Source organism: Streptomyces actinomycinicus, from assembly GCF_016741775.1.
Taxonomy (GTDB): Bacteria; Actinomycetota; Actinomycetes; order Streptomycetales; family Streptomycetaceae; genus Streptomyces; species Streptomyces actinomycinicus.
Map to the genome: position 1 here is coordinate 121,304 of NZ_JAERRK010000019.1, position 25,269 is coordinate 146,572.

Below are 25,269 nucleotides of genomic sequence, written 5' to 3' on the forward strand. Positions count from 1 at the left end.
GCGGCAGGGGACGAGTACCCGCGTTCCGGGCACTTAGCTCACCGTTCCAGTCGTGCCACTCTTCCCCGCTCTCCGGCGGCCCAGCAGCTCAGGTCGGGCGTGCAGGCCACGGTGTCGTACGAGCCGGGGTCGATCGTCCGCCAGCTGCGGCCGCCGTCGGTGGTGAGGTCGGTGCCGGCCGGGCCGACGGCCAGGGCGGCGCCGCGGCTGTGCGGGAGCCAGGCGGCACCGGAGCGGTACGCGGGGGGCGGGGTGGCGGCCGGCCGCCAGGTACGGCCGCCGTCGGCGGTGACCGCGGCGGCCTGCGGCGAGGACTCGCCGGGGCGGTAGTCGCCGCCGACCGCGATGCCGTGGGTACGGTCGCGGAAGGCGAGCGCGAAGACGCCCCGCGCCGGATCGCCCGCCGGGACCGGCGTGTCGGCGGCCGTCCAGGTCCGGCCGCGGTCCGCGGAGTGCAGCACGCGCGCGTGGGCGGCCCCGCCGGTGGCCAGCCAGACGTCCTTCGGGCCGGAGGTGACCAGGCACTGGCCGCTCGCGGCGAAGCCCGCCTCGCCCTCCAGGGCGGGCGGCATGCCGTCCGAGGGCAGGACGCGCCAGGAGCGTCCGCCGTCGGCGGTGGACAGGATGCGGAACCTCCCGTCCACGGGGTCGCCCATGGCGAGGCCGTGGCGTCGGTCGAAGAAGGCCAGGCAGTCGTAGAAGGCCTTCGGGTCGGTGTTGCGGAAGGACTCCGTCCAGGTCGTCCCGCCGTCGTCGGTGCGGTACACCCGGGACGCCTCGCCCTCGCCGATGGCCAGCACCACCGCGCGCCGCGCGTCGAACGCCTCGACGTCCCGGAACTGCACGTCGGCCGCGCCGGGCGGAGAGACGTTCCGCCAGTTCGCGCCGCCGTCCGTGGTGCGCAGGACCGTGCCGCCGGTGCCGGCCAGCCACGCGGTGTGCCGGTCCACGGCCGCGAGCCCCCGGAAGCGGACCTGCGGGGTGCCGGAGTCCTTCGGTGCCCAGTGCACTCCTGCCCCGACTTCACTCGCCGGCCCGGCCGGCCGGGCCGCGGCCGCCGGGACCGTCAGTGCGGCCAGTGCCGCCCCGCACGCCGCCCCCGTCGCCATCAGCTTGCCGGCCCGTCCCCCGCGTCGCGTGCTCCCCAAGCGCCTCATGGCGGGCGAAGCTAGTCCACTCCCCCGGCGCCGTCCAGAGGACCACCCCGCGGGCCCTCGCACCGCGGTCGCCGGCGTGGTGCCGGTCGGCCGCCGGGGCGACCGGGCCGCCGCCCGCCTGCGGGCCGCATGCCGCCGGCAGCGGAAAGCGAACGGGGACGGCCGCACGGCCCTCGTGCATGAAGGCGGTGACCGAGGTCACTCGTTCCCCGTGTGCACGCATCGGCCGTTTCCGTCGTCTCTTCCGTTGCCGGGTGTCGCACATCCGGCCGTAGTCCAGCCGTCACGAGGGAGCAAGGCGTTGTCCACCGTCATCGAGCAGCCGGTAGAGGCCCGTCTCGTCGCCGCAGCCCCGCGCATGCCGAGCATTCCCGCCACGCTGCGCTACGACCGGCGCGACCCGTTCGCCGTCCGCATGACCTTCCCCGCCCCGGCCACCCTGGAGGGCGTCGAGGTGTGCTGGACGTTCTCCCGGGAGCTGCTGGCGGCCGGGCTGCACGGCCCCGAGGGCCACGGCGACGTGCGCGTGCGGCCGTACGGGTACGACCGCACGGTGCTGGAGTTCCACGCCCCCGAGGGCACCGCGATCGTGCACGTGCGCTCCGGTGAGATACGCCGGTTCCTGGAGGCGGCCGGCGAGCTGGTGCCCGTCGGCCTCGAACACCTCCAGCTGGACCTCGACCACGACCTGGCCGAGCTGATGCGGGACGCCTGCTGAGCGCTCCGCGCGCGTGAGGAGCGTGGTCGGCCGTCCGTGCCGCCGGGTCCGGAAGCGTCCCGCCGTTAATTCGTTGACACCCCTCCCCCGCCCTCGTACGGTGTACAGCGGTTCTGTTGCCGTCGATTGGAGAAGGACGTTGCTCGTCTGAGGTTCTGGGACATCGCGTCGCACCTGTGAGGTGTACGCGGCGTACGACCTCGGCGTCCGAGCCGTCCTCCGGCACAGGCCTTTTTCATGGCCGCCTCCGTGCCCAGACCCTTCGGTTTCCGCCTCGCGGTGTCTCACACGCGTCCACCGACCCCACGCACCCTCGCGAGGCGCCCATGTCTGCATCCCTCACCTGCACGTCCCTGTCCTTCACCTGGCCGGACGGCACCACCGTCTTCGACGGCCTCGACATCGCCTTCGGCCCCGGCCGCACCGGGCTCGTCGGCGTCAACGGGTCGGGCAAATCCACCCTGCTGAAGCTGCTGGCCGGGGAACTGACACCGGCCGACGGCAGCGTCAAGGCGGCCGGCGAGATCGGCTGCCTCCCGCAGAACGTCACGCTCGACACCACACTCCGCGTCGACCAGGCACTCGGCATCGCCGAACGGCGGGCCGCGCTGCACGCCATCGAGGCGGGGGACGTCGCCGAGGAGCACTTCGAGACGGTCGGCGACGACTGGGACGTCGAGGAGCGCGCCCTGGTCACCCTCGGCGAACTCGGCCTCGGCCACATCGGCCTCGACCGGACGGTCGGCGAGGTCTCGGGCGGTGAGTCGGTGCTGCTGCGGCTCGCCGCACTGCTCCTGCGCCGCCCGGACGTCCTGCTCCTGGACGAGCCCACCAACAACCTCGACCTGTACGCACGCCGGCGGCTGTACCAGGCCGTCGCCTCCTGGCCGGGCGTCCTGGTGGTGGTCTCCCACGACCGGGAACTGCTCGACCTGGTCGACCAGATCGCGGAGCTGCACTCCGGGGAGGTCACCTGGTACGGCGGCAACTTCTCGGCCTACGAGGAGGCTCTGGCCGTCGAGCAGGAGGCGGCCGAGCGGATGGTCCGCGTCGCCGAGGCCGATGTGCGCAAGCAGAAGCGCGAACTGGCCGACGCGCAGGTCAAGCTGGCCCGGCGCAAGCGGTACGGGCAGAAGATGTGGGACTCCAAGCGCGAACCGAAGATCGTCATGGGCGCCCGCAAACGCGCCGCCCAGGAGTCCGCCGGCAAGCACCGCATCATGCACGAGGAGCGGCTCGCCGAGGCGCGGGAGCGCCTGGACGAGGCGGCGGAGGCCGTACGGGACGACGACGAGATCCGCGTCGACCTGCCGTTCACGGCCGTGCCGCCCGGCCGCCAGGTGCTCACCCTGGAGCAGCTCGACATGGTCCACCACGCGCGGGTGGAGGGCATCCTCGATCTGCGGGGCCCGGAGCGGATCGCGCTCGTCGGCCGCAACGGCGCCGGCAAGACGACGCTGCTGCGGACCGTCGCCGGGGAGTTGGCGCCGCTGGCGGGCTCGGCGACGGTGCACGTTCCGGTGCGGTTCCTGCCCCAGCGGCTGGACGTGCTGGACGACGACCGGACGGTCGCCGAGAACGTGGCCCGGTTCGCGCCCGGCGCCACCAACAACCGGATCCGCGCGCGGCTGGCCCGCTTCCTGTTCCGGGGCGGGCGTGCCGACCAGAAGGCGGGCACGCTCTCGGGCGGTGAGCGGTTCCGGGCGGCCCTGGCCGCGCTGATGCTCGCCGAACCCGCGCCCCAGCTGCTGTTGCTCGACGAGCCGACCAACAACCTCGACATGGCGAGCGTCCGGCAGCTGACCTCGGCGCTGGAGTCGTACGAGGGAGCCCTGATCGTGGCCAGTCACGACCTGCCGTTCCTGGAGTCCGTCGGGATCACCCGGTGGCTGCTGATGGAGGGAGGAGAGCTGAAGGAGACGACGCCCGAGGCGCTCGCGGATCCGGCCTGACCGGCCCCGGCGGGGGTCTCAGGAGGGGCACGGCCTGGCAACGAGGGTTTTGTCCTGGCCGGAGTGCCCTGCATGATGGCGGACCGGTGCCGTATCGGCGGCACCGGAAGCCGCACCTCGACCGACAGCTCCGAAAGGTCCCTCGTGCCCAGCAAGAAGGCCCTCGTCCGCCGCCCCAGCCCCCGCCTCGCCGAAGGCCTGGTGACGCACATCGAGCGGGAGAAGGTCGACGTGGGGCTCGCCGTCGAGCAGTGGGAGGCCTACGTCGAGGCCCTGCGCACGCACGGCTGGGAGACGGTCGAGGTCGAACCGGAGGACGACTGCCCGGACTCGGTGTTCGTCGAGGACACCGTCGTCATGTACCGGAACGTGGCACTGATCACCCGGCCGGGTGCCGAGTCCCGGCGGGCGGAGACCGCCGGCGTCGAGGAGGCGGTGGCCCGCCTGGGCTGCTCGGTCAACTGGATATGGGAACCGGGCACGCTGGACGGCGGTGACGTCCTGAAGGTCGGCGACACGGTCTATGTCGGCCGGGGCGGGCGGACCAACGCGGCCGGTGTGCAGCAGCTCCGGGCGGCGTTCGAGCCGCTGGGCGCCCGCGTGGTGGCCGTGCCGGTGAGCAGGGTGCTGCACCTGAAGTCGGCGGTGACCGCGCTGCCCGACGGCACGGTCATCGGGCAGATACCGAAGATCGACCGCCCGTCGCTGTTCCCGGGTTTCCTGTCCGTGCCGGAGGAGTCCGGCGCGCACGTGGTGCTGCTCGGCGGCAGCAAGCTGCTGATGGCGGCGAGTGCCCCCAAGACGGCGGAACTGCTGACCGATCTGGGCCACGAGGTGGTCACGGTGGACATCAGTGAGTTCGAGAAGCTGGAGGGCTGTGTGACGTGCCTCTCGGTGCGCATGCGGGAGCTGTACACCTGATCGGGTGATCCCTTTGCTCCGCCAGCCCCGGGACCTGCGGGTCCCGGGGCTGTTCGGCATGCCTGTGAACTGCCGTCCCACGCAGGCTGATCAGCGGTTCTTTACAGACGCCTTAACCTACGGCTTCGTAACCTACGGATTCGTAGCCTACGATCACGTAGGTTCCCGGCACCGCTCGCCGGACCGTCCCCGTCCCTCCCCCTTTAGTTCGGCGTCCCCCTGGAGTTCCCGTGACGATCACCTCCCCTCACCTCGGCAGCCCGTCCGCCTGGACCGACGCTCGGCTGCTGTACGCCCTGGAGGAGGTGGTCGAGACGGAGCTGAACCGGCATCTGAAGGTCGCCAAGGACTGGATGCCGCACGAGTACGTGCCGTGGACCGACGGCCGCAACTTCCCCGGCCAGTTCGAGGACGGGGAGGCCTGGGACAAGGAGCAGTCCAAGGTCACGGAGCTGGGCCGGATCGCCCTGGTGGTCAACCTGCTGACCGAGGACAACCTGCCGAGCTACCACCACGAGATCGCGTCGCTCTTCGGCCGCGACGGCGCCTGGGGCACCTGGGTGCACCGCTGGACGGCCGAGGAGGGCCGCCACGGCATCGTGATGCGCGACTACCTGCTCGCCTCGCGCGCGGTGGACCCCGACCAGCTGGAACGATTCCGCATGGCCCACATGAGTGAGGGCTTCGAGTCCGACAACCGGCACTCCATGCTGCACTCGGTCGCCTACGTCGCCTTCCAGGAGCTGGCCACCCGGATCTCGCACCGCAACACGGGCCACCAGTCCGGTGATCCCGTCTGCGACCGCATGCTGGCCCGCATCGCGACCGACGAGAACCTGCACATGGTCTTCTACCGGAACCTGCTCAAGGCGGCCTTCGAGCTGGCTCCCGACCTGACCATGCAGGCGGTCCGGGACGTCGTCGTGAACTTCCGCATGCCCGGCCACGGCATGCCCGGCTTCGAGCGGGCCGCCGCGCAGATGGCGATCGGCGAGGTCTACAACCTGCGCATCCACCACGACGACGTGCTGCAGCCGGTGCTGCGCTTCCTGAAGGTCATGGAGATCGACGGGCTCGGCCCCGAGGGACGCCAGGCGCAGGAGGAACTCGGTCTGTTCCTGGGCGGGCTGGACGCGGAGGCCCTGAAGTTCGACGAGAAGCTGGCCGCGCGGAAGGCCCGGCTGGCGGCACGCGCCGCGGGCTGACACCCCACGCGGAAGACCGGGCGGGCGGCGCCGTCCGCCCGGGCGGGATCAGCCCGCGGTGGTGCGCCTGATGGCGAGGCGCTCCTTCTCCGACAGGCCGCCCCAGACACCGAAGCGCTCGTCGTTGGCCAGCGCGTACTCCAGGCAGGCGGGGCGCAGCTCGCACATGGCGCAGATGCGCTTCGCCTCGCGCACCGAGCTGCCGGGCTCGGGGAAGAAGAAGTCCGGCCCGGTCTGTGCGCACAGCGCCTGTGCCTGCCAGGTCTCGTCGGCCGGGGTGATGGTCTCGAAGTGCATGTCAGAAGCGTGCCGCGCGGCGAAAAACGTTCCATCAACGCCGGCTCAACGACAGCCCCGGGGCCTCCGGCCGCCTTGATGATGCTCCCTGGTGCCCAGCCTGCGCACGGCGGCGCGCGGAGCCGGTGTGAAAACCGTGGGAACGCGCGCCGTCACGCTGGGTGAGCGCGGAGCAGGGGCGGCGCGGCGCGCGACTCCGGCGGCGGTTGTCGGTGGGCGGTGCCAGACTCGGCAGTGCACAGGACGGGATCCCTGTCGAGGAGGGCCACGATGCTCACCACCCGTTTCGTCACCGGTGCGCCCAACTGGATCGACGTCGGCACCCCCGACATCGAGGGCGCCACGTCCTTCTACGGCGCTCTGTTCGGCTGGCGGTTCCGGTCGGGCGGACCGGAGGCCGGTGGCTACGGCTTCTTCCAGCTGGACGGCAGGACCGTCGCGGGCGGAATGCAGACGGGCGCCGAACAGGGCCCGCCGGCCTGGACGGTGTACTTCCAGAGCGAGGACGCCCGGGCCACCGCCCGCGCTGCCGAGCTGGCCCACGGCCGGGTGCTGGCACAGCCGGTGGACGTGATGGGGCAGGGACACATGGCGGTCCTCGCCGACCAGGCGGGCGTTCCGTTCGGGATCTGGCAGCCCGGGCTGACCAAGGGCGTGGACGTGGCGGACGAGCCGGGTGCGCTGTGCTGGGTCGAGCTGTACACGCTGGACATCGCGGCTGCCGCCGCCTTCTACCACAAGGTGCTCGGTCTGGAGACCTCCGGCGTGCCGTTCCCGGGCGGGACGTACACCTGCGTCAATCCGGCGGGCGGCGGTGACGAGACGATGTTCGGCGGTGTGGTGCCGCTGGCCGACGACCCCGTCGAGGCGCAGGCGGGCCCGTACTGGCTGCCGTACTTCGAGGTGACGGACACCGACGCCGTGGCCGACCGGGCGCAGCGGCTCGGCGGGACGGTGCGGATGCCCGCGACGACCCTGGAGGGCGTGGGCCGGATGGCCAAGCTCGCCGATCCGTTCGGGGCCCGGTTCGCGGTGATCACAAGCGACACGCCCCAGGGCTGAGCCCGGGCGGGGCGGTCAGGCCGAGGCGCGGCGTATCAGGGTCGTCGGGAGGATCACGCCGTTGCCCGCCGCGTCCGGGCAGCCGGCCGCCGGTCCCCCGCCGTCCCGGTCGCCGGACAGACCCCGCAGCAGCAGGCGGGCCATCAGCCGGCCCATCTCCTCGATGTCCTGACGGACCGTCGTCAGCGGGGGGTCGGCCTGCTCGGTGACCGGCACCATGTCGTCGAAGCCGATCACCGCCACGTCCTCGGGCACCCGCCGGCCGTGCGCCCGCAGCACGCGCAGGGCGCCGAGCGCGGTGAGGTCGTTGGCGGCGAACACGGCGTCCACGTCCGGGCAGCGGCCGAGGAGTTCGCGCATGGCGTCCTCGCCGCCGCCCGGGGTGAAGTCGCTCTCGACGACCAGCCGGGGGTCGTCCCGGCCCAGGACCTCCGCCATGACGTCCCGGTAGCCGTCGAGCCGGTCCACCGCCGACGTCTGGTCGAGCGCGCCGGTGATGTGCGCGATGCGCCGGCGGCCGAGGCCGACGAGGTGCCGTACGGCCGAGCGGGCCCCGCCCCGGTTGTCGCAGTCGACGTACACCGGTCCCGGGTCGGCGTCCGCCCGCGCGGGTCCGGGCCCGGCGTTGCGGGGGTCCTGGCCCCAGCCTGGGCGTCCGCCGAACACGGTGGGCACGCCGGCGTCCTGTATGAGTCCGGGCAACGGGTCGTCCAGGTGCAGCGAGAAGACGAGCGCGCCGTCGACGTGGTTGCCGGCGAGGTAGCGGGCCACGCGCGCGTGGTCGGCGCGGCCCTCGATGAGGAGCAGCACCAACTGGTTGTCGTGGGCGGTCAGTTCCTTGCTGATGCCGCGCAGCTGAAGGGCGAAGAAGGGGTCGGCGAACACCCGGGTCTCGGGCTCGGCGATGACGACGGCGACGGCGTCGTGCCGCTTGGTGACCAGGCTGCGGGCCGCCTGGTTGGGCACGTACCCGAGTTCCTCCACCGCCTTGCGGACCCGTGCGGCCAAGGGGCCCCGGACCCCGTCCCCGCCGTTGACGACCCGGGACACGGTCGCCCGGGACACCCCGGCCCGCGCGGCCACGGCCTCCAGCGTGGGGCGGGACACTGCCTCGGTCACTGCGGGACTCCTCATCGGCGGCTGGAGATCAGAATAGCCGCGGTGCGCTGTGGCAGAAGGGCCCGGAACGGGGTTGCCCGGCGGGGCCGGTCAGGACCTCTCCTCCCGGCGTGCCCGGCTCGGCTGGACCCGCTTGGGCTCGCCGGGCATCTTCGGGTACTCCGGCGGGTACGGCAGGTCGCCCAGCCCGTGGTCCTGCTCGTCCCGCCGGGCCAGGTCGAGCAGGGCGTCGAGGGAGTAGGCGTGGTCGTCCATGTCGGCGTGCACGTCGCCGGCCTCGGCGAACCGGGCCGGCATGGTGGCGAGGTCGAAGTCCCGGGGGTGGGCGACACCGACCTCCTCCCAGCGCAGGGGTGCCGAGACGGGGGCGTGCGGGCGGGGGCGCACGGAGTAGGCGGAGGCGATGGTGCGGTCGCGGGCCGTCTGGTTGTAGTCGAGGAAGATGCGGCTTCCGCGTTCCTCCTTCCACCACTTGATGGTCACCTGGTCGGGCATCCGGCGTTCCATCTCCCGGCCGACCGCGATCGCGGCGCGACGCACCTGGGTGAAGGTCCAGCGGGGTTCGATGGGCACGAAGACGTGCAGGCCCCGGCCGCCGGACGTCTTCGGCCAGCCGCGCAGCCCGCCGAACTCGTCCAGCACGGCGCGCAGTTCACCGGCGGCACGGGCGGCGTCGTCGTAGTCGGTGCCGGGCTGCGGGTCGAGGTCGATGCGGAGTTCGTCGGGGCGGTCGACATCGGTGGCGCGCACCGGCCAGGGGTGGAAGGTGAGGGTGCCGTACTGGGCGGCCCACACCACCGCGGCCTCCTCGGTGGGACACATCTCGTCGGCGCTGCGTCCGCTGGGGAAGGTGATGTGGGCGGTCGGGATCCAGTCGGGCATGCCCTTGGGGGCCCGCTTCTGGTAGAACCACTCGCCGCCGACGCCGTCCGGGTAGCGCTCCAGGGTGGTGGGGCGGTTGCGCAGGGCGCGCAGGATGCCGGGTCCGACGGCCGCGTAGTAGCGGGCGAGGTCGAGCTTGGTGAAGCCCCGTTCCGGGAAGAACACCTTGTCCGGGCTGGACAGCCGTACCGTCCGGCCGGCGACCTCCAGTTCCACCGCATCACCCATGCGGCCACGGTAGGCGCACCCCGCACGGCTCGCACACCGGGCGAAGCCGTGTGCGTGCGAGCAGAATCGGACCATGGATCTGCCCGTCATGCCGCCCGTGAAGCCCATGCTCGCCAAGTCGGTGGCGAAGATCCCGCCCGGCATGCACTACGAGGCCAAGTGGGACGGGTTCCGTTCGATCGTGTTCCGGGACGGTGCCGAGGTCGAGCTGGGCAGCCGTACCGGCAAGCCGTTGACGAGGTACTTCCCCGAGCTGGTCGAGGCGCTGAAGGAGCGGGTGCCGCAGCGGTGCGTGCTGGACGGGGAGATCGTGATCGCGCGGGGCGGCCGGCTGGACTTCGACGCGCTGACCGAGCGGATCCACCCGGCGGCGTCCCGGGTGCGGATGCTGGCCGAGCGGACGCCGTCGTCCTTCGTCGCCTTCGATCTGCTGGCCCTGGACGACCACGGCCTGCTCGACGTGCCGCTGACCGACCGCCGTGCCCTGCTGGACCGGGCCCTGGCCGGGGCGACACCTCCGGTGCACCTGGCGCCGGCGACGACCGACATCGAGGTGGCCCGGCACTGGTTCGAGCAGTTCGAGGGCGCCGGCCTGGACGGTGTCGTGGCCAAGCCGCTCGACCTGCACTACCGGCAGGACGAGCGGGCCATGTTCAAGATCAAGCACGAGCGGACGGCCGACGTCGTCGTGGCCGGGTACCGCTTCCACAAGAGCGGCCCGGTGGTGGGCTCGCTGCTGCTCGGGCTGTACGACGAGCACGGCCGGCTCCAGCACGTCGGCGTGTCGGCCGCCTTCGCCATGAAGAGGCGCGCGGAGCTGGTGGACGAGCTGGAGCCGCTGCGCATGGAGGAGGTTTCCGGGCATCCCTGGGCCGCCTGGGCGGACGAGACCGCGCACGAGACGGCCCGGCTGCCGGGGGCGCCGAGCCGCTGGTCCGGCAAGAAGGACCTGTCGTGGGTGCCGCTGCGGCCGGAGCGGGTGGCGGAGGTGGCGTACGACCACATGGAGAACGGGCAGCGGTTCCGGCACACGGCACGCTTCCGCCGCTGGCGCCCGGACCGCACGCCGGAGAGCTGCACGTACGCGCAGCTGGAGGAGCCGGTGCGCTACGACCTCGCGGAGATCCTCGGCGAGAAGCACCGCACCTGAGCGCACCGCACCTGAGCCCCGGCCGCCCCGGCGGCTGCCCACCGCGGTCGGAACCACGGCCGCGCAGCGACTGCACCCCGGACGGACCACGGCCGCACACCCCCCTCGGACCGGCGCCGTCCCCGCGGCCGCACACCGCACACCGCACACCGCACACCGCACGGCGAGGGTTCTGCCCGCCGCGTCTGCGGCTGCTCGGCGCGACCGGCTGACGGCCGCTGTTCAGGGCTGCATGAGGATCTTCACGGCGCCGTCCTGCTTGCGCTGGAACATCTCGTACGCGTGCGGCGCCTCGGCCAGCGGCAGCCGGTGCGTGGCGAAGTCCTCGACGCCCAGCGGGTCCTCGTCCGTCAGGTAGGGGAGGATCTGGTCGGTCCAGCGACGGACGTTGGCCTGTCCCATGCGGAGCTGGATCTGCTTGTCGAAGAGGGTGAGCATCGGCATCGGGTCGGCCATGCCGCCGTAGACACCGCTGAGCGAGATCGTGCCGCCGCGGCGGACCAGATCGATGGCCATGTGGAGGGCGCCGAGCCGGTCGACGCTGAAACGTTCGGCGAGCGGGGCGCTGAGCTTGCGCGGCATGAGCGCGGTGGCCGTCTGGGCGAGCTTGGCGGCGGCGCTGCCGTGGGCCTCGGTGCCGACCGCGTCGATCACGGCGTCCGGGCCCCGGCCACCGGTCTCGTCCTGGATCGCGTGAACCAGCGCCTTCTCGTTGTCGAAGGCCCTGAGGTCGTAGGTCTCCACGCCGCGCCGGTTCGCGCGGGCGAGCCGCTCGGGCACCAGGTCGACCCCGAACACCCGTTCCGCGCCGCGTGCCTTGGCGATCCGGCAGGACATGTCGCCGATCGGGCCGAGCCCGAGCACGGCAACGGTGCCGCCGGGCGGGACGGCGGCGTACTCGACCGCCTGCCAGGCGGTGGGCAGCACGTCGGAGAGGTAGACGAACCGGTCGTCGGACGGGCCCTCGGGCACCTTGATCGGGCCGAAGTGTGCCTGCGGGACGCGCAGGTACTCGGCCTGGCCGCCGGGGACGGCGCCGTACAGCCGGGTGTAGCCGAACAGCGCGGCGCCCATGCCCTCACCGGTGACCTGGGTGGTCTCGCACTGCGTGGGCAGCCCCGTGTCGCACATGAAGCAGTGCCCGCAGGCGATCTGGAAGGGCACGACGACGCGGTCGCCCGGCTGGAGGTTCGTCACCTCCGAGCCGACCTCCTCGACGATGCCCATGGGTTCGTGGCCGAGGATGTCGCCGGGGGTCATGAACGGGGTGAGCACCTCGTACAGGTGCAGGTCCGAGCCGCACAGTCCGGTCGACGTGATCCGGATGACGGCGTCCGTGGTTTCCTCGATCCGCGGGTCGGGCACGTCCTCGACCCGGACGTCCCGGTGGCCCTGCCAGGTGACTGCCTTCATGGGGTCGCACTCCCTTGGTCGCGGGTGCCGGCGTCCTGTGCGGTGGCGCCCGATTTCCTGTGTGCGGTGGCGCCCGGGTACCCGTACCGACCGGCACCGAACCCCGGCCGCAGGGGCGCGGTCAGCCCTGGGCGGCCAGCGGCCCGGCCGGGTCGCGCAGGCCCCCGCCCGGGCCGCCGGGGCCCTCGGCGGGGTTGCGCAGCTCCTCGGCCGCGTCCGCGACCCGGCGGATCAGGTCGAAGAAGACCGTCTGTTCGCCGGCGGACAGCGGGGTGAGGAAGACCTGGTTCATCCGGGCGGTGCGCACGCTCAGCTTGCGGTGGCTGCGCAGCCCCTCGTCGGTGAGGCGGAGCAGGAACCGGCGGCCGTCCCGGGGGTCGCGCACCTTGTCCAGCAGCCCGCGGCGGCCGAGCCGGCTGATCACCTCGGCGATGGTCGAGCGGTCCAGGCCCACCCTCTCCCCGACGGTCCGCTGGTCGAGCCCCGGCTCGGCGACGAGGGCGTTCAGCACGGCGAACTGCGGCGCGGTGATCTCCTCCGAGACCATCGTGTTCCACAGCAGGTGGTGCGCCTGCTGGAGCCGCCGGGCCAGATGCCCGGGATGGGTGGCGAGATCCACCGCGGCCATGTGCGCTCCCCTGGTCGATTCGTTGGTGCACTGAACGATACCGCCGCTCGGCACGGGTGTCCCGCCCCCGTTGCCGGCGTGTACCCAGGTATTGACGGTCGGTGTCGCGGGTGACAGCGTGATGAGCACCTCGCTGAAATGGTCAGTGCGCTGATTAATTGAAGAGATGAGGCTCACGGATGGACAAGGTGGTCGCCACGGCCGCGGAGGCGGTGGCCGATGTGCCGGAGGGCGCCTCGCTCGCCGTCGGCGGGTTCGGGCTGAGCGGTGTGCCGAACGTGCTGATCGAGGCGCTGTACGAGCGTGGCGTCGGCGGGCTGAGCGTGGTGTCGAACAACTGCGGGGCCATGGAGTCCGGGCTGGCGGTGCTGCTGGCCGCGGGACGGATCGCCCGGGTCACCGGCTCGTACATCGGGGCCAACAAGGAGTTCGCCCGCCAGTATCTGGCCGGCGAGCTGGAGGTGGAGCTGATCCCCCAGGGCACTCTGGCCGAGCGGCTGCGGGCCGGCGGCGCCGGGATCCCCGCCTTCTACACCCCGGCCGGAGTCGGCACCCAGGTCGCCGACGGCGGACTGCCCCTGCGCCACGACGGTTCCGGCGGGGTCGCCCTGGCCTCGCCGCCCAAGGAGGTCCGGGAGTTCGACGGCGTGGAGTACGTCCTGGAGCGGGGCATCCGCACGGACTTCGGGCTGGTCCGGGCCGCGCGCGGGGACCGGCACGGAAATCTCGTCTTCAACAAGTCAGCCCGGAACTTCAACCCCCTGGCCGCCATGGCCGGCCGGATCACGATCGCCGAGGTGGAGGAACTGGTCGACCCCGGCGGGATCGAGCCGGACGCGGTGCACCTGCCGGGGATCTTCGTGCAGCGGGTCGTGGCGCTCACCCCCGGGCAGGCGGCGGACAAGCGGATCGAGCAGCGGACGGTGAGCAGCTGATGGCCTGGACGCGCGAGGAGATGGCCGCCCGCGCGGCCCGTGAACTGCAGGACGGGCAGTACGTCAACCTGGGCATCGGCCTGCCGACGCTGATCCCGAACCACCTTCCGCCGGGAGTGGAGGTGGTCCTGGAGTCGGAGAACGGCATCCTCGGCACCGGTCCCTATCCCACCGACGAGGAGATCGACCCGGACCTGATCAACGCCGGCAAGGAGACGGTAACGGTCCTGCCGGGGGCTTCCTTCTTCGATTCGGCGCTGAGCTTCGCGATGATCCGGGGCGGGCACATCGACGTGGCCGTGCTGGGGGCGATGCAGGTGTCCGCGGGCGGGGACCTCGCCAACTGGGCGGTTCCCGGCAAGCTGATCACCGGGATCGGCGGCGCCATGGACCTGGTGCACGGCGCCCGCAGGGTGGTCGTCGTCATGACCCACACCGCGAAGGACGGCTCCTCGAAGGTGGTGGAGCAGTGCACCCTGCCGCTCACGGGCAAGGCGTGCGTGAACCGGGTCATCACGGACCTGGCGGTGCTGGACGTCACGGACGCGGGGCTCGTCCTGGTGGAGACCGCGCCCGGCGTGACCGTGGAGGACGTCGTCGCCCGCACCGCCGCCGAACTCCGGGAGACCCCATGAGCCTCACCCAAGCCGCCGTCGACGAGGAGATCGCCGCAGCGCGCGCCGCCTACGCCAAGCGGGCCTTCGCGGCGGGGGCACTGGGCAAGCTCGCCGCGGACGTCCTGACGTTGTCGCGCGCCGAGATCGGCGAGGTGAGCGAGGGCGACGGCGGCGGCTCGCCGGCCATGCCACACAAGGCGAACCCGGTACGGGCCACGCTGCTCGCGGCCGCGGCCCGGCGTGCCCCGCAGCTCGCTGCCACGCTGTACGGCTCCGTCGGCGCCGGGGAGCTGCTGACCGAACTGGCCGGCCGGGCCCGTGCCGAGGACCGCCCGCTGCGCGATCTCCTCGCCGAGCAGCCGGAGTTGCAGGGTGTCGACCTGGACGACCTCTGCGCCCCGGCCCACTACACCGGGTTCGCCGGACCGCTCACCGACCGTGCGCTGGAGCGACGCTGACCGTGAGACTCCTCAACCATCTCCAAGAGGGGCCGCTTTCGGCTCCCGCCGTGCTGCTCGGGCCCTCGCTCGGCACCTCGTTCGCCCTCTGGGACCAGGTGGCACCCGAACTGTCCGCCGGGCACCGGGTGGTCCGCTTCGACCTGCCCGGGCACGGGGGTTCGGCGGCGGATCTGATCGGGCCGGGCGCGACCGTGGGGGACCTCGTCGCGCTGGTGCTGGAGCTGGCCGACGCGCTGGGCGTCGACCGGTTAGCGTACGCGGGCGTCTCCCTCGGCGGCGCCGTCGGTCTGCACCTGGCCGTCCACCACCCCGAGCGGCTGTCCTCCCTGGCGGTGCTGTGCTCCTCGGCCCACTTCGGAGGGGAGGCACCCTGGCGGGAGCGGGCGGAGCGGGCGCGCCGGCTGAGCGGGCACCGGCCGGCGGCCCCTTTCGGCGGCTGCCGGCCGTGTGGCGCTTTCAGTGCAGGCCGCGGCCGGTTTCCAGTACCTCCCGGGCCTGGGCGACCAGTCCCTCCGCGCCGCAGGCCCGGGCGAGGTCCAGGCCGCGGTTGAGTTCGGTGACCGAGCGGGCGGCGATGCCGTACTCGACACGGGCCGCGGCGTGTTCGTACTGGCAGGGCGAGGCCTCCAGGTACGTGACGGCCTGGGCGGCGAGCTGGACCGCCCGCTGCCCCGTCTCCAGGGCGGCGGCGCAGCGCAGGGCCTCGCCGATGGCGGTGTCCGTGCCGAACCGCTCGGCCTGCCGCCGGGCGTCGGCCGCGAGCTGGGTGGCCCGGGCCGGGTCCGAGACGGCGAGGGCCTTGGCGAGGCCGATGGACCAGGGCGCGAGGACCGGGTTTGTGGCCGCCGCGCGAGGTGGCCGTCTTCTCGGCGGCCTCCAGCTCGTTGACGCCCTCCTCGGTGCGGCCGACGGCGAGCAGCAGCCGGCCCCGCACGGAACGGATGTCGGGCAGCACGATGGTGGACGGGTACGGCGGCGTGAAGCCGTACTGTTCGGCGACCGACCAGGCTTCGTCCACCCGGCCGCGGGCGAGGAGCGTGTCGACCAGTCCGCAGGTGGAGGACCAGTACAGCGGCAGGCGGCGGCCGACGCGTTCGGCGAGCGCCAGGCCCTCGCGCAGGGTGGACTCGGCGTCCCGCAGCCGGCCCTGTCTGCGGTAGGCGAGGCCGAGGAACGCGTTGGCCAGGGACAGGTGGCCGCCGCGCCAGCCGGCTCCGGTGTAGACGCGCCGGGCCTCGGCGAACAGGCTCTCGGCCCGGTCCAGCCGGTCGGCGTAGGCGTACGCGCTGCCGAGCATCATCAGCAGCTCCATGCCCCACTCGGTGTCGGTCCAGCCGAGGCCGGGCGCGAGGCGGCCGTTGACGAGGGCGCGGTCGCACAGTTCGAGTACCTCGTCGGCGCTCTCCCCGTGGGTCATCGCGTCGAAGCCGCGCAGGATCAGCAGGGCGCGTTCGGCGTTGTCGCGGCCGGTGCAGGTGCTCGCCAGTTCGGCCAGGCGCCGGGAGCGGGCCGGGGAGACGGTCTCGCCGTGGATGTTCTCCCACATGAACTGGAAGGCCTGCAGCCGCATACGGACGGGGCCGGCCTCGTGCCGTGCCGCTTCGGCCTCGACCGTGCGGACGGCCTCCTCCAGCTGGTCGTTGTGGAGCAGCGCCTGGGAGAGGCGGACCACGGCGTCGACGCGTTCGTTCCCGTCGAGGCCGGGCATGGCGAGGGCGCTCTGCAGGTGGTCGAGGGTGACAGCGGGGTTGGTCAGGAGCGTGGCGCAGCCCAGTTCGTAGAGGACGTGTGCGTGCACCTCCGGGAGCGGCGGCTCCTCCAGGGCGCGTTCCAGGCAGCGGCGGGCCGCGTCGGGCGCGCCGACGGCGAGGTGCTCGCGGGCGGCCTCGCGCAGCTGCTCGACGAGTTCCTCGTCGTCGTCCGGGTGCACCTTCAGCAGGTGCCGGGCGGCCTCGGCGGCGCCGCGGCCCATCTCGGTGATGAGCTGCGCGGCGACACCGTGCATGGCGGTGCAGACGCCGGGCGGAATGGAGTTGTAGACGGCGGTGGCGATCAGCGGGTGGACGAACTCCAGCTCACCGTAGACGTGCTCGGTGCCGGGAAGCGGGTCGGGTTCGGTGAGGATGCGGGAGTTGCAGAGCAGTTCGGCGCAGTACCGGGCGAGTTCGTCGTTCATGGTGGCGAGGCGGGCGACCATCTCGACGGTGATGCCGGTGCCGAGGATGGCGGCGGCCCAGGCGAACCGGGTGGCTTCCAGACCGAGGCCCTTGAGCCGGTCGACCAGTCCGCCGCCGCGGGCCGCGCGGTTGAGGGCGCGCAGCTCGGCGGCCCGCGCCTCGACGGGCTGGAGTTCGCTGTCCTGCACCTTGGCGAGGAGTTCGACGGTGTCGTAGGGGTTGCCGCCGGTGACGGCCCAGACCTCGCGGCAGAACGGATCGTCGGCGTGCCGGCCGATGGTGGCGCGGGTCAGTCCGGCGGCGGCGTCCGGGGTGAGCGCGCTGAGGTTGTGGACGGGCCGGCCCGCGGCGGCGGCCACCGCGTCGAGGTGGCGGGCGCTGTCCCCGCTGACCTCACCGGGCCGGCGGGCGACCACGAGGAGGACCGAGACGTCGTCCAGGCGTTCGGTGAACGCGGCGAGCCAGCGCAGCGACTCCTGGTCGGCCCAGTGCGCGTCGTCGAGGAGCAGCACCAGCGGCCATTCGCGGCGGGCGAGCCGGCGCACGGCCGCGACGAGTCCGTCGCAGACGTACTGCGGGTCGGCGTTGCCCTCTTGAGGGTCGGCTATACCGAGGGCGGGGCCGGCGATCTCGTACCAGTCGCCGAGGTACTCGCGGGCTTCCTCGGGCAGTAAGGACAGCAGTGCGGGCTGGAGCAGCTGCCGCACCACGTTGAACGGGACGGATCTCAGGGTCTCGGCACCACGGGCCGACCAGACGGTGCAGCCGCGGTGTTCGGCGATCCGGCGCAGCTCGGTCAGCAGCGCGGTCTTGCCGAGTCCGGCCTCGCCCCGGAACACCAGCAGGCTGCCCGCGGACGACTGGTCGGCGCACAGGACGTCGAGTGCCTGCACGGCGGTGGCGATCTCGGCGTCCCGCTCCCACAGGGAACCCGAGGCAGCCGCCGGCGGCCGTCCCTCCGTCATCCCGTTACCTCCCCAGGTCGCCCGAATGACGTACAGAGCACGAGCGTAGCCGTCCCGTGGGGTGCGTGGTGGCAGGTCGTGCCGGCTGTTGCCCGGGCGGGTGAAAGAGGGGCACGGCAGGCGACGCACGGACCTGTCCGACCAGCGGACGGGGCGTCAACAGTGTCTCCGTGGGGCCGCCGGTGGCGGGTGGGCGGGAGGGGCGGCGGAGGAATTCCGGGCGAAAGGGTACGGTCCGCGGGGCCGGTGCCGGATCCTCTCATCGCACTTTCACCGTCGCCTCATACGGTGGGGTCATGACGCAGGTGACTCCTCCCGGGTGGTATCCCGACCCCGGGCAGACGAACGACGGTCCGCCCACCGAGCGCTGGTGGGACGGCAAGGCCTGGACGGACCGGACCCGCCCCGCCGGGACGGCCGCCCCATGGGATCCCCCGGCACACCCGGCGCCGGCCGGCCCGGGACACCCGCAGACCGGTCCGGGACACCCGCAGACCGGTCCGGCGCCCACCGCTCCGGCGGGGTACGGCGGGCATCCGGCATATCCGGGGCCTCCGACGTATCCGGGGTCTTCGGGATATCCGGGGTATCCAGGGCAGCCGGGGTATCCGGGACAGCCCGGCCGGCCGCCGGCCGGGCCGCGGCGCGGACTGCGCAACGGCATAGCCGCCGCGGTGGCGGCCGCGGTACTGGTGTGCATCGGGGTGGGCGTGTACGCCCTCGCCCAGCGCGACGGCGGCAACGGTGACCGGGCGGGGTCGCAGCAGGAGCCGGGAGGCGGCCAGGACGGCGGCCGGGGCGGCCCGTTCGGCGGGAACGGCGGCTCGGGCGGAAGCGGCGGCTCCGGCGGTTCGGGGGGCCCGGGCGGTTCCGACGGCGCCTCCCCGTCCCCGGATCGGTCCGCGCCGCCGAAGATCAAGGGCGGCGGCACGGTGCACGACGGGGTCAACGGCGTCAGCCTGCAGGTGCCGAAGGGCTGGACCGGGCAGGCGAACCCCGTCGGCGCACAGCTGGACTCGGGCGACGTCTACGAGTGTCCGGGCGACCCGGCCGAGCAGTGCACCGCGGGCGGCGCCTACACGGTGCCGGCGCAGAAGCTGGGCCTCGCGGGTGGCACGCCGGAGGAGGTCGCCAAGGCGGACATCGCGGCCAACGCCAAGCTGTCCTACGGCGGTTCCGCCTACGGCGGCATCACCAAGCACGAGGTGCTGGCCTCCGCGGCGGTCACGGTGGCCGGGCAGAAGGGCTATCTGGTGCGCTGGAAGGCGGTCACCAGCAAGGGCGCCGACGGCTACGTGGAGTCGGTCGCGTTCCCCTCCCCCGGCGCCGCCCGGCGGATGGTCGTGCTGCGTTTCGGCGTGGACGTCGGGCAGAAGCAGTCCGTCATGGACGAGATCGTCAAGGGCATCAAGGTCTCGTCCGGCGGTGGCGACGGCCAGAACGTCTGAGGAACGCGATCGGCCGGGTGGGATTCCCCTCCGCTCAAGAGGAACCCCACCCGGCCGGGGGTGCGCGCCGCCCCCGTCCCCACGGTGCGGCGCGGGCAGGTCACCGTTCAGTCATCCCGTGAACGGCGGCCTGGGTCTCAGGTCAGCCCGAGTGCCGGCAGCACGGCGGCCTCCACGAACCGGGCGAGGTAGTCGGAGTCGGCGTACTCGCCGCAGAGCACCGGTCGCACCCGCAGGACGCCGAGCATCATGGCGGGTACGTACTCCAGCGCCGGGTGGTCCGATCGGATCTCGCCCCGGGCCACGCCCCGCGCGAGCATCTCCTGCAGCGCGGCGATCTCCGGGTCGATCAGTGCCTCGCGCAGCGCCCTGGACAGTTCCTGGTCCGAGGTCATCGCGTGGCCCAGCGCCTGGAGCAGCTTGGTGTCCTTGGCGGACCAGTCGCCCGCGGCGCGCGCGGCCTGGCGCAGGTCGTCGGCCAGCGATCCGGTGTCGATGCCGGTGAACCGCACCCGGCGGTTGGCGCGCAGCGCGGCCGCGACGAACTGCGGCTTGGTCTTCCACTGCCGGTAGAGCGTGGACTTGCTGCACCGGGTGCTGGCCGCGACGCCCTCCATGGTGACGGACTCGTATCCGCACTCCCGGATCTGCTCCAGCACGGCGTCGAAGAACTCCCGCTCACGCTCGGGCGTGATCTTGGAGCGGCGCGAGGCGACGACCGTCTCCGGTTCGTCCGCGGCCTGCGACGTCATGTGCTGCTTCCCCTCTCTGGTGCCTGTTCTCCAGTGTGTCGCACATCAATCGATACGCCAGTGTACCGGTACTCAGCCGTATCGGTACACTGGCGTATCGGTACGGCAACGTATCGCTGGATTCCACGCACCGGGACCCCGCGGACGCACCCCGAACCACGCATGCACCACCACACGCACCACCGTCAGCGAAGGGGCCGGGGGATGAATGCCCGAACCGAGCCTGGGGAGGCGGGAGCCGAGCCGAACACTTCGGCACGCCCGTCTCTGATACGTGAGTTCCTGCTGGTCGCCGGGCTGTTCCTGGTCTACAAGCTGGGCCGGCAGCTGGCGACGGGGCACACCGCACAGGCGTTCCACAACGCCCGCCGGGTGTGGCACCTCGAGCGGGACGTGCACCTCCCCCACGAGAACGCCGTGCAGTCCGCACTGCTGCACGGCGACACCCTCGTCCACCTGGCGAACACCTACTACGCGACCGTCCACTTCCCGGCCACGCTCGCCTTCCTGATCTGGCTGTACCTGCGGCGGCCCGCGCACTACGTCTGGGCCCGGCGGGTGCTCGCCGTCGTCACCGCGGCCGCCCTCGTGCTGCCCTTCACCTTCCCGCTGGCCCCGCCGCGGATGGTGACCGGGACCGGCCTGGTGGACACCGCCCGCGCCTACGGCCCGTCCGTGTACGGGCCGCCGTCCAGCGACCACCTGTCCAACCAGTTCGCGGCGATGCCGTCGCTGCACTTCGGCTGGGCGCTGATGGTGGCGATCGGCCTGATCGCGGCCACCCGGTCCCGGTGGCGATGGCTGTGGCTGCTGCACCCGCTGGTCACCCTGCTGGTGATCGTCGGCACCGCGAACCACTACTGGCTGGACGCGATCGTCGCCACGGCCATGCTCGGCCTGGCCCTCGCGGTCATCCACCCGCCACGGCGCACGGCCACCACGGCGGGGTGCGGCACCGGCCGGCTCTCGGCGCCCGAGCCCGTCCTGGCGGGAGCGGCCCGATGAGCGCCGCGGCGCTGGCCGCCCTCGCCCTGTCCCTGGTGTCGGCCGTGGCCTACGCGCTGGCCGCCGTCGCCCAGGAACGCCTCGCCTCGCGCAGCGCCGGAACCGGTCTGGTGCGGCTGCTGGGCACCGGCGCCTGGTGGTCGGCGGTCGGGCTGAACGCCGCCGCCGCGCTGCTGCACGTCGTCGCCCTGAAGTACGGCCCGCTGACCGTCGTCCAGCCGCTGGGCGCGCTCACCCTGGTCGCCGCCGTGCCGCTGGGCGCGCGGGCGGCCGGGCGCCGGGTCAGCGCGGTGGAGTGGCGCGGCACGGCGCTGACCCTGCTCGGGCTCGCCGGGCTGCTGGTCACCGCCTCCGGGCCGGCGCCGGCCCGGGTGCTGTCGCTGACCGAGGCGCTGGCGGTCGCCGGTACGACCGCCGCGGCGATCGGTCTGCTGTCCCGGCCCGGCGCCCGGCCGGGCCTCAGGCACGCCACCGCGGCCGGCTTCGCCTCCGGTGTGGCCTCCGCGCTCACCCAGACGGTGACCGTGGCGGCCACGGACCGCTCGGGACCGGTGCTGAGCACCGAGGTGATCGTGGTCGCCGTCCTGGTCGCCGGGTTCGCGGTCGGCGGGCTGCTGCTGTCGCAGACGGCCTACCGGGGCGGCCTGGGCGCCCCGCTGGCCGTGGTCACGCTCGCCAACCCGACGGCCGCCGCCGTGATCGGGATCACCCTGCTCGGGCAGGGCCTGCAGGGCGGCGCCGCCGGGGTGCTGGGGGCCCTGGCCGGCGCGGGGCTGGCCGCGTGGGGCGTGGTGCTGCTCACCCGGGCGGCCCCCGGAACCGGCCACGCCGCACAGCCCGAAGACGACGGCGGGCGCGGCGCGCACCATGAGTACGGCCACGGCGGGCACCACGCGCACGACGAGCACCCGGTGGCGGCCGTACTGGCGCTGGAACCCCGGACGGCCACGTCCGAACCGGCCCTGGTACCGCGCCAGAAGGAACAGCCGGGGCACCTCACGGCACTGTGAGCACCTGCACGTGCGGCGGCGGCCGGTGCGCGGGAGACATCCGCGTGCACCGGCCGCCGTCGCCGAAGGGTCCCGGGCCGGTCAGCCCCAGCCGCGGGCGTCCTGCTTGAGGGCGGTGTCGACGGTCAGCGCCGTCGCCACCACCAGGCTCAGCAGCGGCTCGGGCAGCTGGTAGTGGATCTGCAGGACGTAGTTGTCCGCCGTCGTGAACAGCGTCTTGGCGAGGCCCTCCCAGGTCTTGGTGATCCGGGCGACCTCGTTGTCCGCGTGGTCGACGATCGCGAAGTTCCAGGCGCGCCAGTTCTCCGCCTTGATCGCGCCGACCTGCTGGCCGTTCGCCATCATCGCGAAGTTGATCTTGCCGATCATGTTCTTCTGGACGATCTCACCGACCGGCGAGCCGTCCGGGCGGCTCACGATCACCCGGGACTTGAAGATCTTCGCGGGCCGGGTCAGCAGCAGCTGCGGCTGGCCGTAGGCGTCGCGGATCTCCAGCTTGTGGGTGAGGAACTGGTCGAGGCTGGAGACGAAGCGGAGGATCTTGCGGAGCACGCCCTGGCCGACCTGGGTGACCGAGCCGATCTCGCGGCCGTTCTGATCCATGACCTTGTACTCGTTGGTCAGCTCGATCAGCTTGGCCTTCTGGTTCACGACCAGGACGGGCTCGGTGAAGAGGGTGCCGCCGCCGGGGCCGCCGCCCGCGACGCCGGCCTGCTTCTGCACCTGGCGCTGCACCTTGGCGTCGCCGGCCTGCTGCTGCGGGAAGGCGGCCTGCTGGGCCGGGGCCTGCTGCGGCGGAACCTGCCCGGCGGCCTGCTGGGCCGGGTTGGTGTGCTCGGTCCACTGCGTGCCGTCCCAGTAGCGGAGCGTCTGCGCCGCTCCGTGCGGATCCGGGTACCAGCCTGCAGGAGTGTTCGATTGCGTGGTCACCGGGGCACACTACCTTGATCTGACCAGTACCTGACCAGTCCGCACGGAGCGGTGCTCATCGTCCGCTCACCCCGTCAGGATCGCCGGGTCGCTGACGCCGGGCAGCCCGTTCTCGACGTGACCCGCGAAGCCGCGCAGGAAGGCCGGATCGGCGTCGGAGGTGACGGTCAGGTCGTACCAGCGCTTGCTCGCCGCGAGGGCCACCGTCCGCTTCACGGTCGCGCCCGGCCGGACGGACACCGCGACGGGGCCGGCGCCGTAGCCGTCGGCCAGCTTCAGGCTCACCGTGCCGGAGCCCTTGTTGGTGAAGGTGAGTTCGACGTCGTCGCCCACGTGCCGGGCCGTGACCTCGGGGCCGGCCACCTTGTTGCGGCCCTTGAAGACGCGCAGGAAGCCGTTGGGACCGTGCACGGCGAGGTCGTAGTTGCCGCCGGAGTACACCGAGTTCCAGGTGTCCGAGAGCGTCTTGCCGGCCTCCGTGGTGTACGTCCAGGGACCGTCGGTGCGGCTGTTTGACGTGACGAGGAAGGCCGCGCCCGCGTTCGCCCCCGAGGCGAACGTGAGCGTGAACTTGCCGGCCGTGGTGTCCGCCGCGCCGTCCACCGCCGGGGCGTACTTCAGCGGGCGGGTCGGGCGGCAGCCGGCCTCCTGCCGGGGCAGGGAGGGATTGGCGGGCGGCTTGGGCACGTAGTCCGGGTGCCGGTTGCGGTCCGGCGGCAGGTAGCCGGCCGTGGAAGGCAGCGACACCGGCGCGGTGTCCTGGCGGGAGAAGTCGAAGGCGCTGGTCAGGTCGCCGCATATGGCACGCCGCCAGGGCGAGATGTTGGGCTCCTGGACACCGAAGCGGCGCTCGATGAACCGGATGATCGAGGTGTGGTCGAAGGTCTCGGAACAGGCGTAGCCGCCCTTGCTCCAGGGCGAGACGACGAGCATCGGCACGCGCTGGCCGAGTCCGTAGGCACCGGCGACATGGCTGCTGTCACCCTTGAACAGGTCCGGCGTCGGGGTCACGGTCGACTTGCCCTGGGCGGCGGAGGCCGGCGGGTAGGGCGGGATCAGGTGGTCGAAGAAGCCGTCGTTCTCGTCGTAGGTGATGAACAGCGCTGTCCTGCCCCACACCTCGGGGTTGGAGGTGAGCGCGTCCAGCACCTGCGAGATGTACCAGGCGCCGTAGTTCGCGGGCCAGTTGGGGTGCTCGGTGAAGGCCTCGGGGGCGACGATCCAGGAGACCTGGGGCAGCCTGCCCGCCTGGACGTCCGCCTTCAGCCGGTCGAAGTAGCCCTCGCCCCTGCGGGCGTCCGTGCCGGTACGGGCCTTGTCGTACAGCGGGTCGCCGGGCTTGGCGTTGCGGTACTTGTCGAAGTACAGGAGCGAGTTGTCGCCGTAGTTGCCGCGGTAGGCGTCGTTGATCCAGCCCCAGCCGCCGGCCGCGTCCAGGCCGTCGCCGATGTCCTGGTAGATCTTCCAGGAGATCCCGGCCTGCTCCAGGCGCTCGGGGTACGTCGTCCAGCCGTAGCCCTTCTCGTCGTTGCCGAGGACCGGGCCGCCGCCCTTGCCGTCGTTGCCGGTGAAGCCCGTCCACATGTAGTAGCGGTTGGGGTCGGTGGAACCCATGAAGGAGCAGTGGTACGCGTCGCAGATGGTGAAGGCGTCCGCGAGGGCGTAGTGGAAGGGGATGTCGTCACGCGTGAGGTACGCCATCGTCGTCGATCCCTTGGCGGGCACCCACTTGTCGTACTTGCCGTTGTTGACGGCGCTGTGGGTGTCGTTCCAGCCGTGCGGGAGGTCCTGGAGGAAGGCCAGGCCCAGGTCGTCGGCGTCCGGGTGGAAGGGGAGGATGTCCTTCGTGCCGTCGGACTGCTTCCAGACGGAACGGCCGTTCTGGGTGACCGAACGGGGGTCGCCGAAGCCGCGGACGCCCCGGAGGGAGCCGAAGTAGTGATCGAAGGAACGGTTCTCCTGCATGAGGACGACGATGTGCTCGACGTCGTCCACCGATCCTGTGCGGTAGACGGCGGGCAGGGCCGCCGCACGCTGGATGCTGCTGGACAGCGCCGTGAACGCCGTGGTGGCGCCCGCGAGTTGCAGGAAGCGCCGCCGGTTGACCTCGGGCATGGGTGAGAGTCCTCTCGTCCTGACGTACGTGCTGCCGTCGCATGACGGAATCTGCGCGGAGCGAGTGTTCCAAGAGCAGCAAACGTCAGGGAAGGGTCTGGTGTCGCCCACGTGAAACTCGA

At 72.7% G+C, this 25,269-nt stretch carries 20 protein-coding genes and 3 pseudogenes; 13 read left to right on the forward strand and 10 right to left on the reverse strand.

Annotation, left to right across the window (positions count from 1 at the left end; all coding sequences use genetic code 11):
* Positions 1-38 precede the first annotated feature (38 nt).
* On the reverse strand, positions 39-1,109 hold the full coding sequence (locus JK359_RS29180; protein WP_201842060.1) for a WD40/YVTN/BNR-like repeat-containing protein: 1,071 nt from the start codon (positions 1,107-1,109) through the stop codon (positions 39-41).
* 349 nt (positions 1,110-1,458) lie between these two features.
* On the opposite strand from JK359_RS29180, the gene ssgD reads away from it, so the two are divergent.
* The 4 genes from ssgD (at position 1,459) to JK359_RS29200 (ending at position 5,953) form a co-directional block, all read left to right on the forward strand.
* Positions 1,459-1,875: a spore wall synthesis regulator SsgD gene (ssgD, locus tag JK359_RS29185; protein WP_201841929.1), complete on the forward strand. Its 417-nt coding sequence runs from the start codon at positions 1,459-1,461 to the stop codon at positions 1,873-1,875.
* A gap of 326 nt (positions 1,876-2,201) precedes the next feature.
* Complete coding sequence (locus JK359_RS29190) at positions 2,202-3,827, forward strand: ABC-F family ATP-binding cassette domain-containing protein (protein WP_201841932.1); 1,626 nt, start codon at positions 2,202-2,204, stop codon at positions 3,825-3,827.
* 144 nt (positions 3,828-3,971) lie between these two features.
* The gene (gene ddaH, locus JK359_RS29195; protein ID WP_201841935.1) at positions 3,972-4,748 is read left to right on the forward strand and encodes a dimethylargininase; all 777 of its coding nucleotides are present in this window, start codon (positions 3,972-3,974) and stop codon (positions 4,746-4,748) included.
* A 230-nt stretch (positions 4,749-4,978) separates the two neighbouring features.
* Entirely contained in the window at positions 4,979-5,953 is a 975-nt protein-coding gene (locus JK359_RS29200) for an acyl-ACP desaturase (protein WP_201841938.1), read from the forward strand.
* 48 nt (positions 5,954-6,001) lie between these two features.
* On the opposite strand, the gene JK359_RS29205 is transcribed toward JK359_RS29200, so the two are convergent.
* Entirely contained in the window at positions 6,002-6,250 is a 249-nt protein-coding gene (locus JK359_RS29205) for a WhiB family transcriptional regulator (protein ID WP_201841941.1), read from the reverse strand.
* A 270-nt stretch (positions 6,251-6,520) separates the two neighbouring features.
* On the opposite strand from JK359_RS29205, the gene JK359_RS29210 reads away from it, so the two are divergent.
* Entirely contained in the window at positions 6,521-7,312 is a 792-nt protein-coding gene (locus tag JK359_RS29210) for a VOC family protein (protein ID WP_201841944.1), read from the forward strand.
* Positions 7,313-7,327: 15 nt separating this feature from the next.
* Here JK359_RS29210 and JK359_RS29215 read toward each other — a convergent pair whose 3' ends face one another.
* Positions 7,328-8,431 (reverse strand): LacI family DNA-binding transcriptional regulator, encoded by a 1,104-nt coding sequence (locus tag JK359_RS29215; RefSeq protein WP_201841947.1) that lies wholly within the window; start codon positions 8,429-8,431, stop codon positions 7,328-7,330.
* 90 nt (positions 8,432-8,521) lie between these two features.
* Positions 8,522-9,541 carry a non-homologous end-joining DNA ligase gene (ligD, locus tag JK359_RS29220; protein ID WP_201841949.1) on the reverse strand — a complete coding sequence of 340 codons (1,020 nt, stop codon included), beginning with the start codon at positions 9,539-9,541 and terminating at the stop codon, positions 8,522-8,524.
* Positions 9,542-9,614: 73 nt separating this feature from the next.
* Between ligD and JK359_RS29225 the strand changes: the two genes are divergently transcribed.
* Entirely contained in the window at positions 9,615-10,691 is a 1,077-nt protein-coding gene (locus tag JK359_RS29225; protein WP_201841952.1) for an ATP-dependent DNA ligase, read from the forward strand.
* A gap of 222 nt (positions 10,692-10,913) precedes the next feature.
* Here JK359_RS29225 and JK359_RS29230 read toward each other — a convergent pair whose 3' ends face one another.
* Positions 10,914-12,104, reverse strand: coding sequence for a zinc-dependent alcohol dehydrogenase (locus JK359_RS29230; RefSeq protein ID WP_201841954.1), 1,191 nt, complete (start codon positions 12,102-12,104; stop codon positions 10,914-10,916).
* Positions 12,105-12,225: 121 nt separating this feature from the next.
* The gene (locus JK359_RS29235; protein ID WP_236678612.1) at positions 12,226-12,732 is read right to left on the reverse strand and encodes a MarR family winged helix-turn-helix transcriptional regulator; all 507 of its coding nucleotides are present in this window, start codon (positions 12,730-12,732) and stop codon (positions 12,226-12,228) included.
* Between the two features lie 179 nt (positions 12,733-12,911).
* On the opposite strand from JK359_RS29235, the gene JK359_RS29240 reads away from it, so the two are divergent.
* The 4 genes and pseudogenes from JK359_RS29240 to JK359_RS29255 all read left to right on the forward strand — a co-directional run.
* Complete coding sequence (locus tag JK359_RS29240) at positions 12,912-13,667, forward strand: CoA transferase subunit A (RefSeq protein WP_201841957.1); 756 nt, start codon at positions 12,912-12,914, stop codon at positions 13,665-13,667.
* Positions 13,667-14,302, forward strand: coding sequence for a CoA transferase subunit B (locus JK359_RS29245; RefSeq protein WP_201841960.1), 636 nt, complete (start codon positions 13,667-13,669; stop codon positions 14,300-14,302). The genes JK359_RS29240 and JK359_RS29245 overlap by 1 nt, the downstream gene beginning before the upstream one ends.
* Positions 14,303-14,364: 62 nt before the next feature.
* Positions 14,365-14,742 (forward strand): annotated as a pseudogene (locus JK359_RS29250) (hypothetical protein); the annotation flags it as partial.
* Positions 14,739-15,146, forward strand: a pseudogene (locus tag JK359_RS29255) (alpha/beta fold hydrolase); the annotation flags it as partial. The pseudogenes JK359_RS29250 and JK359_RS29255, both read left to right, overlap by 4 nt.
* A 55-nt stretch (positions 15,147-15,201) precedes the next feature.
* Here JK359_RS29255 and JK359_RS29260 read toward each other — a convergent pair.
* Positions 15,202-17,887, reverse strand: a pseudogene (locus JK359_RS29260) (ATP-binding protein).
* A 296-nt stretch (positions 17,888-18,183) separates the two neighbouring features.
* Here JK359_RS29260 and JK359_RS29265 point away from each other — a divergent pair.
* Complete coding sequence (locus tag JK359_RS29265) at positions 18,184-19,335, forward strand: DUF2510 domain-containing protein (protein ID WP_201841963.1); 1,152 nt, start codon at positions 18,184-18,186, stop codon at positions 19,333-19,335.
* Positions 19,336-19,472: 137 nt separating this feature from the next.
* On the opposite strand, the gene JK359_RS29270 is transcribed toward JK359_RS29265, so the two are convergent.
* Complete coding sequence (locus JK359_RS29270; RefSeq protein WP_201841966.1) at positions 19,473-20,087, reverse strand: TetR/AcrR family transcriptional regulator; 615 nt, start codon at positions 20,085-20,087, stop codon at positions 19,473-19,475.
* 204 nt (positions 20,088-20,291) lie between these two features.
* Here JK359_RS29270 and JK359_RS29275 point away from each other — a divergent pair, with 204 nt between their 5' ends.
* On the forward strand, positions 20,292-21,092 hold the full coding sequence (locus tag JK359_RS29275; RefSeq protein ID WP_201841970.1) for a phosphatase PAP2 family protein: 801 nt from the start codon (positions 20,292-20,294) through the stop codon (positions 21,090-21,092).
* A complete protein-coding gene (locus JK359_RS29280) occupies positions 21,089-22,102 on the forward strand; it encodes a DMT family protein (protein WP_201841972.1) in 1,014 nt (337 codons plus the stop codon). The genes JK359_RS29275 and JK359_RS29280 overlap by 4 nt, the downstream gene beginning before the upstream one ends.
* 81 nt (positions 22,103-22,183) lie before the next feature.
* On the opposite strand, the gene JK359_RS29285 is transcribed toward JK359_RS29280, so the two are convergent.
* Both JK359_RS29285 and JK359_RS29290 read right to left on the reverse strand, forming a co-directional pair.
* Positions 22,184-23,032 carry an LURP-one-related family protein gene (locus tag JK359_RS29285; RefSeq protein WP_201841975.1) on the reverse strand — a complete coding sequence of 283 codons (849 nt, stop codon included), beginning with the start codon at positions 23,030-23,032 and terminating at the stop codon, positions 22,184-22,186.
* Between the two features lie 66 nt (positions 23,033-23,098).
* Positions 23,099-25,147 (reverse strand): phosphocholine-specific phospholipase C, encoded by a 2,049-nt coding sequence (locus tag JK359_RS29290; protein ID WP_201841978.1) that lies wholly within the window; start codon positions 25,145-25,147, stop codon positions 23,099-23,101.
* Positions 25,148-25,269: the final 122 nt, after the last annotated feature.

Coding starts and splice junctions, on each gene's coding strand:
- JK359_RS29210 (WP_201841944.1), top strand. CDS start 6,521: ATGCTCACCACCCGTTTCGTCACCGGTGCGCCCAACTGGATCGACGTC.
- JK359_RS29280 (WP_201841972.1), top strand. CDS start 21,089: ATGAGCGCCGCGGCGCTGGCCGCCCTCGCCCTGTCCCTGGTGTCGGCC.
- JK359_RS29190 (WP_201841932.1), top strand. CDS start 2,202: ATGTCTGCATCCCTCACCTGCACGTCCCTGTCCTTCACCTGGCCGGAC.
- JK359_RS29275 (WP_201841970.1), top strand. CDS start 20,292: ATGAATGCCCGAACCGAGCCTGGGGAGGCGGGAGCCGAGCCGAACACT.
- JK359_RS29290 (WP_201841978.1), bottom strand. CDS start 25,147: ATGCCCGAGGTCAACCGGCGGCGCTTCCTGCAACTCGCGGGCGCCACC.
- JK359_RS29240 (WP_201841957.1), top strand. CDS start 12,912: ATGGACAAGGTGGTCGCCACGGCCGCGGAGGCGGTGGCCGATGTGCCG.
- JK359_RS29235 (WP_236678612.1), bottom strand. CDS start 12,732: ATGGCCGCGGTGGATCTCGCCACCCATCCCGGGCATCTGGCCCGGCGG.
- ligD (WP_201841949.1), bottom strand. CDS start 9,541: ATGGGTGATGCGGTGGAACTGGAGGTCGCCGGCCGGACGGTACGGCTG.
- JK359_RS29265 (WP_201841963.1), top strand. CDS start 18,184: ATGACGCAGGTGACTCCTCCCGGGTGGTATCCCGACCCCGGGCAGACG.
- JK359_RS29180 (WP_201842060.1), bottom strand. CDS start 1,109: ATGGCGACGGGGGCGGCGTGCGGGGCGGCACTGGCCGCACTGACGGTC.
- JK359_RS29225 (WP_201841952.1), top strand. CDS start 9,615: ATGGATCTGCCCGTCATGCCGCCCGTGAAGCCCATGCTCGCCAAGTCG.
- JK359_RS29270 (WP_201841966.1), bottom strand. CDS start 20,087: ATGACGTCGCAGGCCGCGGACGAACCGGAGACGGTCGTCGCCTCGCGC.
- JK359_RS29230 (WP_201841954.1), bottom strand. CDS start 12,104: ATGAAGGCAGTCACCTGGCAGGGCCACCGGGACGTCCGGGTCGAGGAC.
- JK359_RS29245 (WP_201841960.1), top strand. CDS start 13,667: ATGGCCTGGACGCGCGAGGAGATGGCCGCCCGCGCGGCCCGTGAACTG.
- JK359_RS29205 (WP_201841941.1), bottom strand. CDS start 6,250: ATGCACTTCGAGACCATCACCCCGGCCGACGAGACCTGGCAGGCACAG.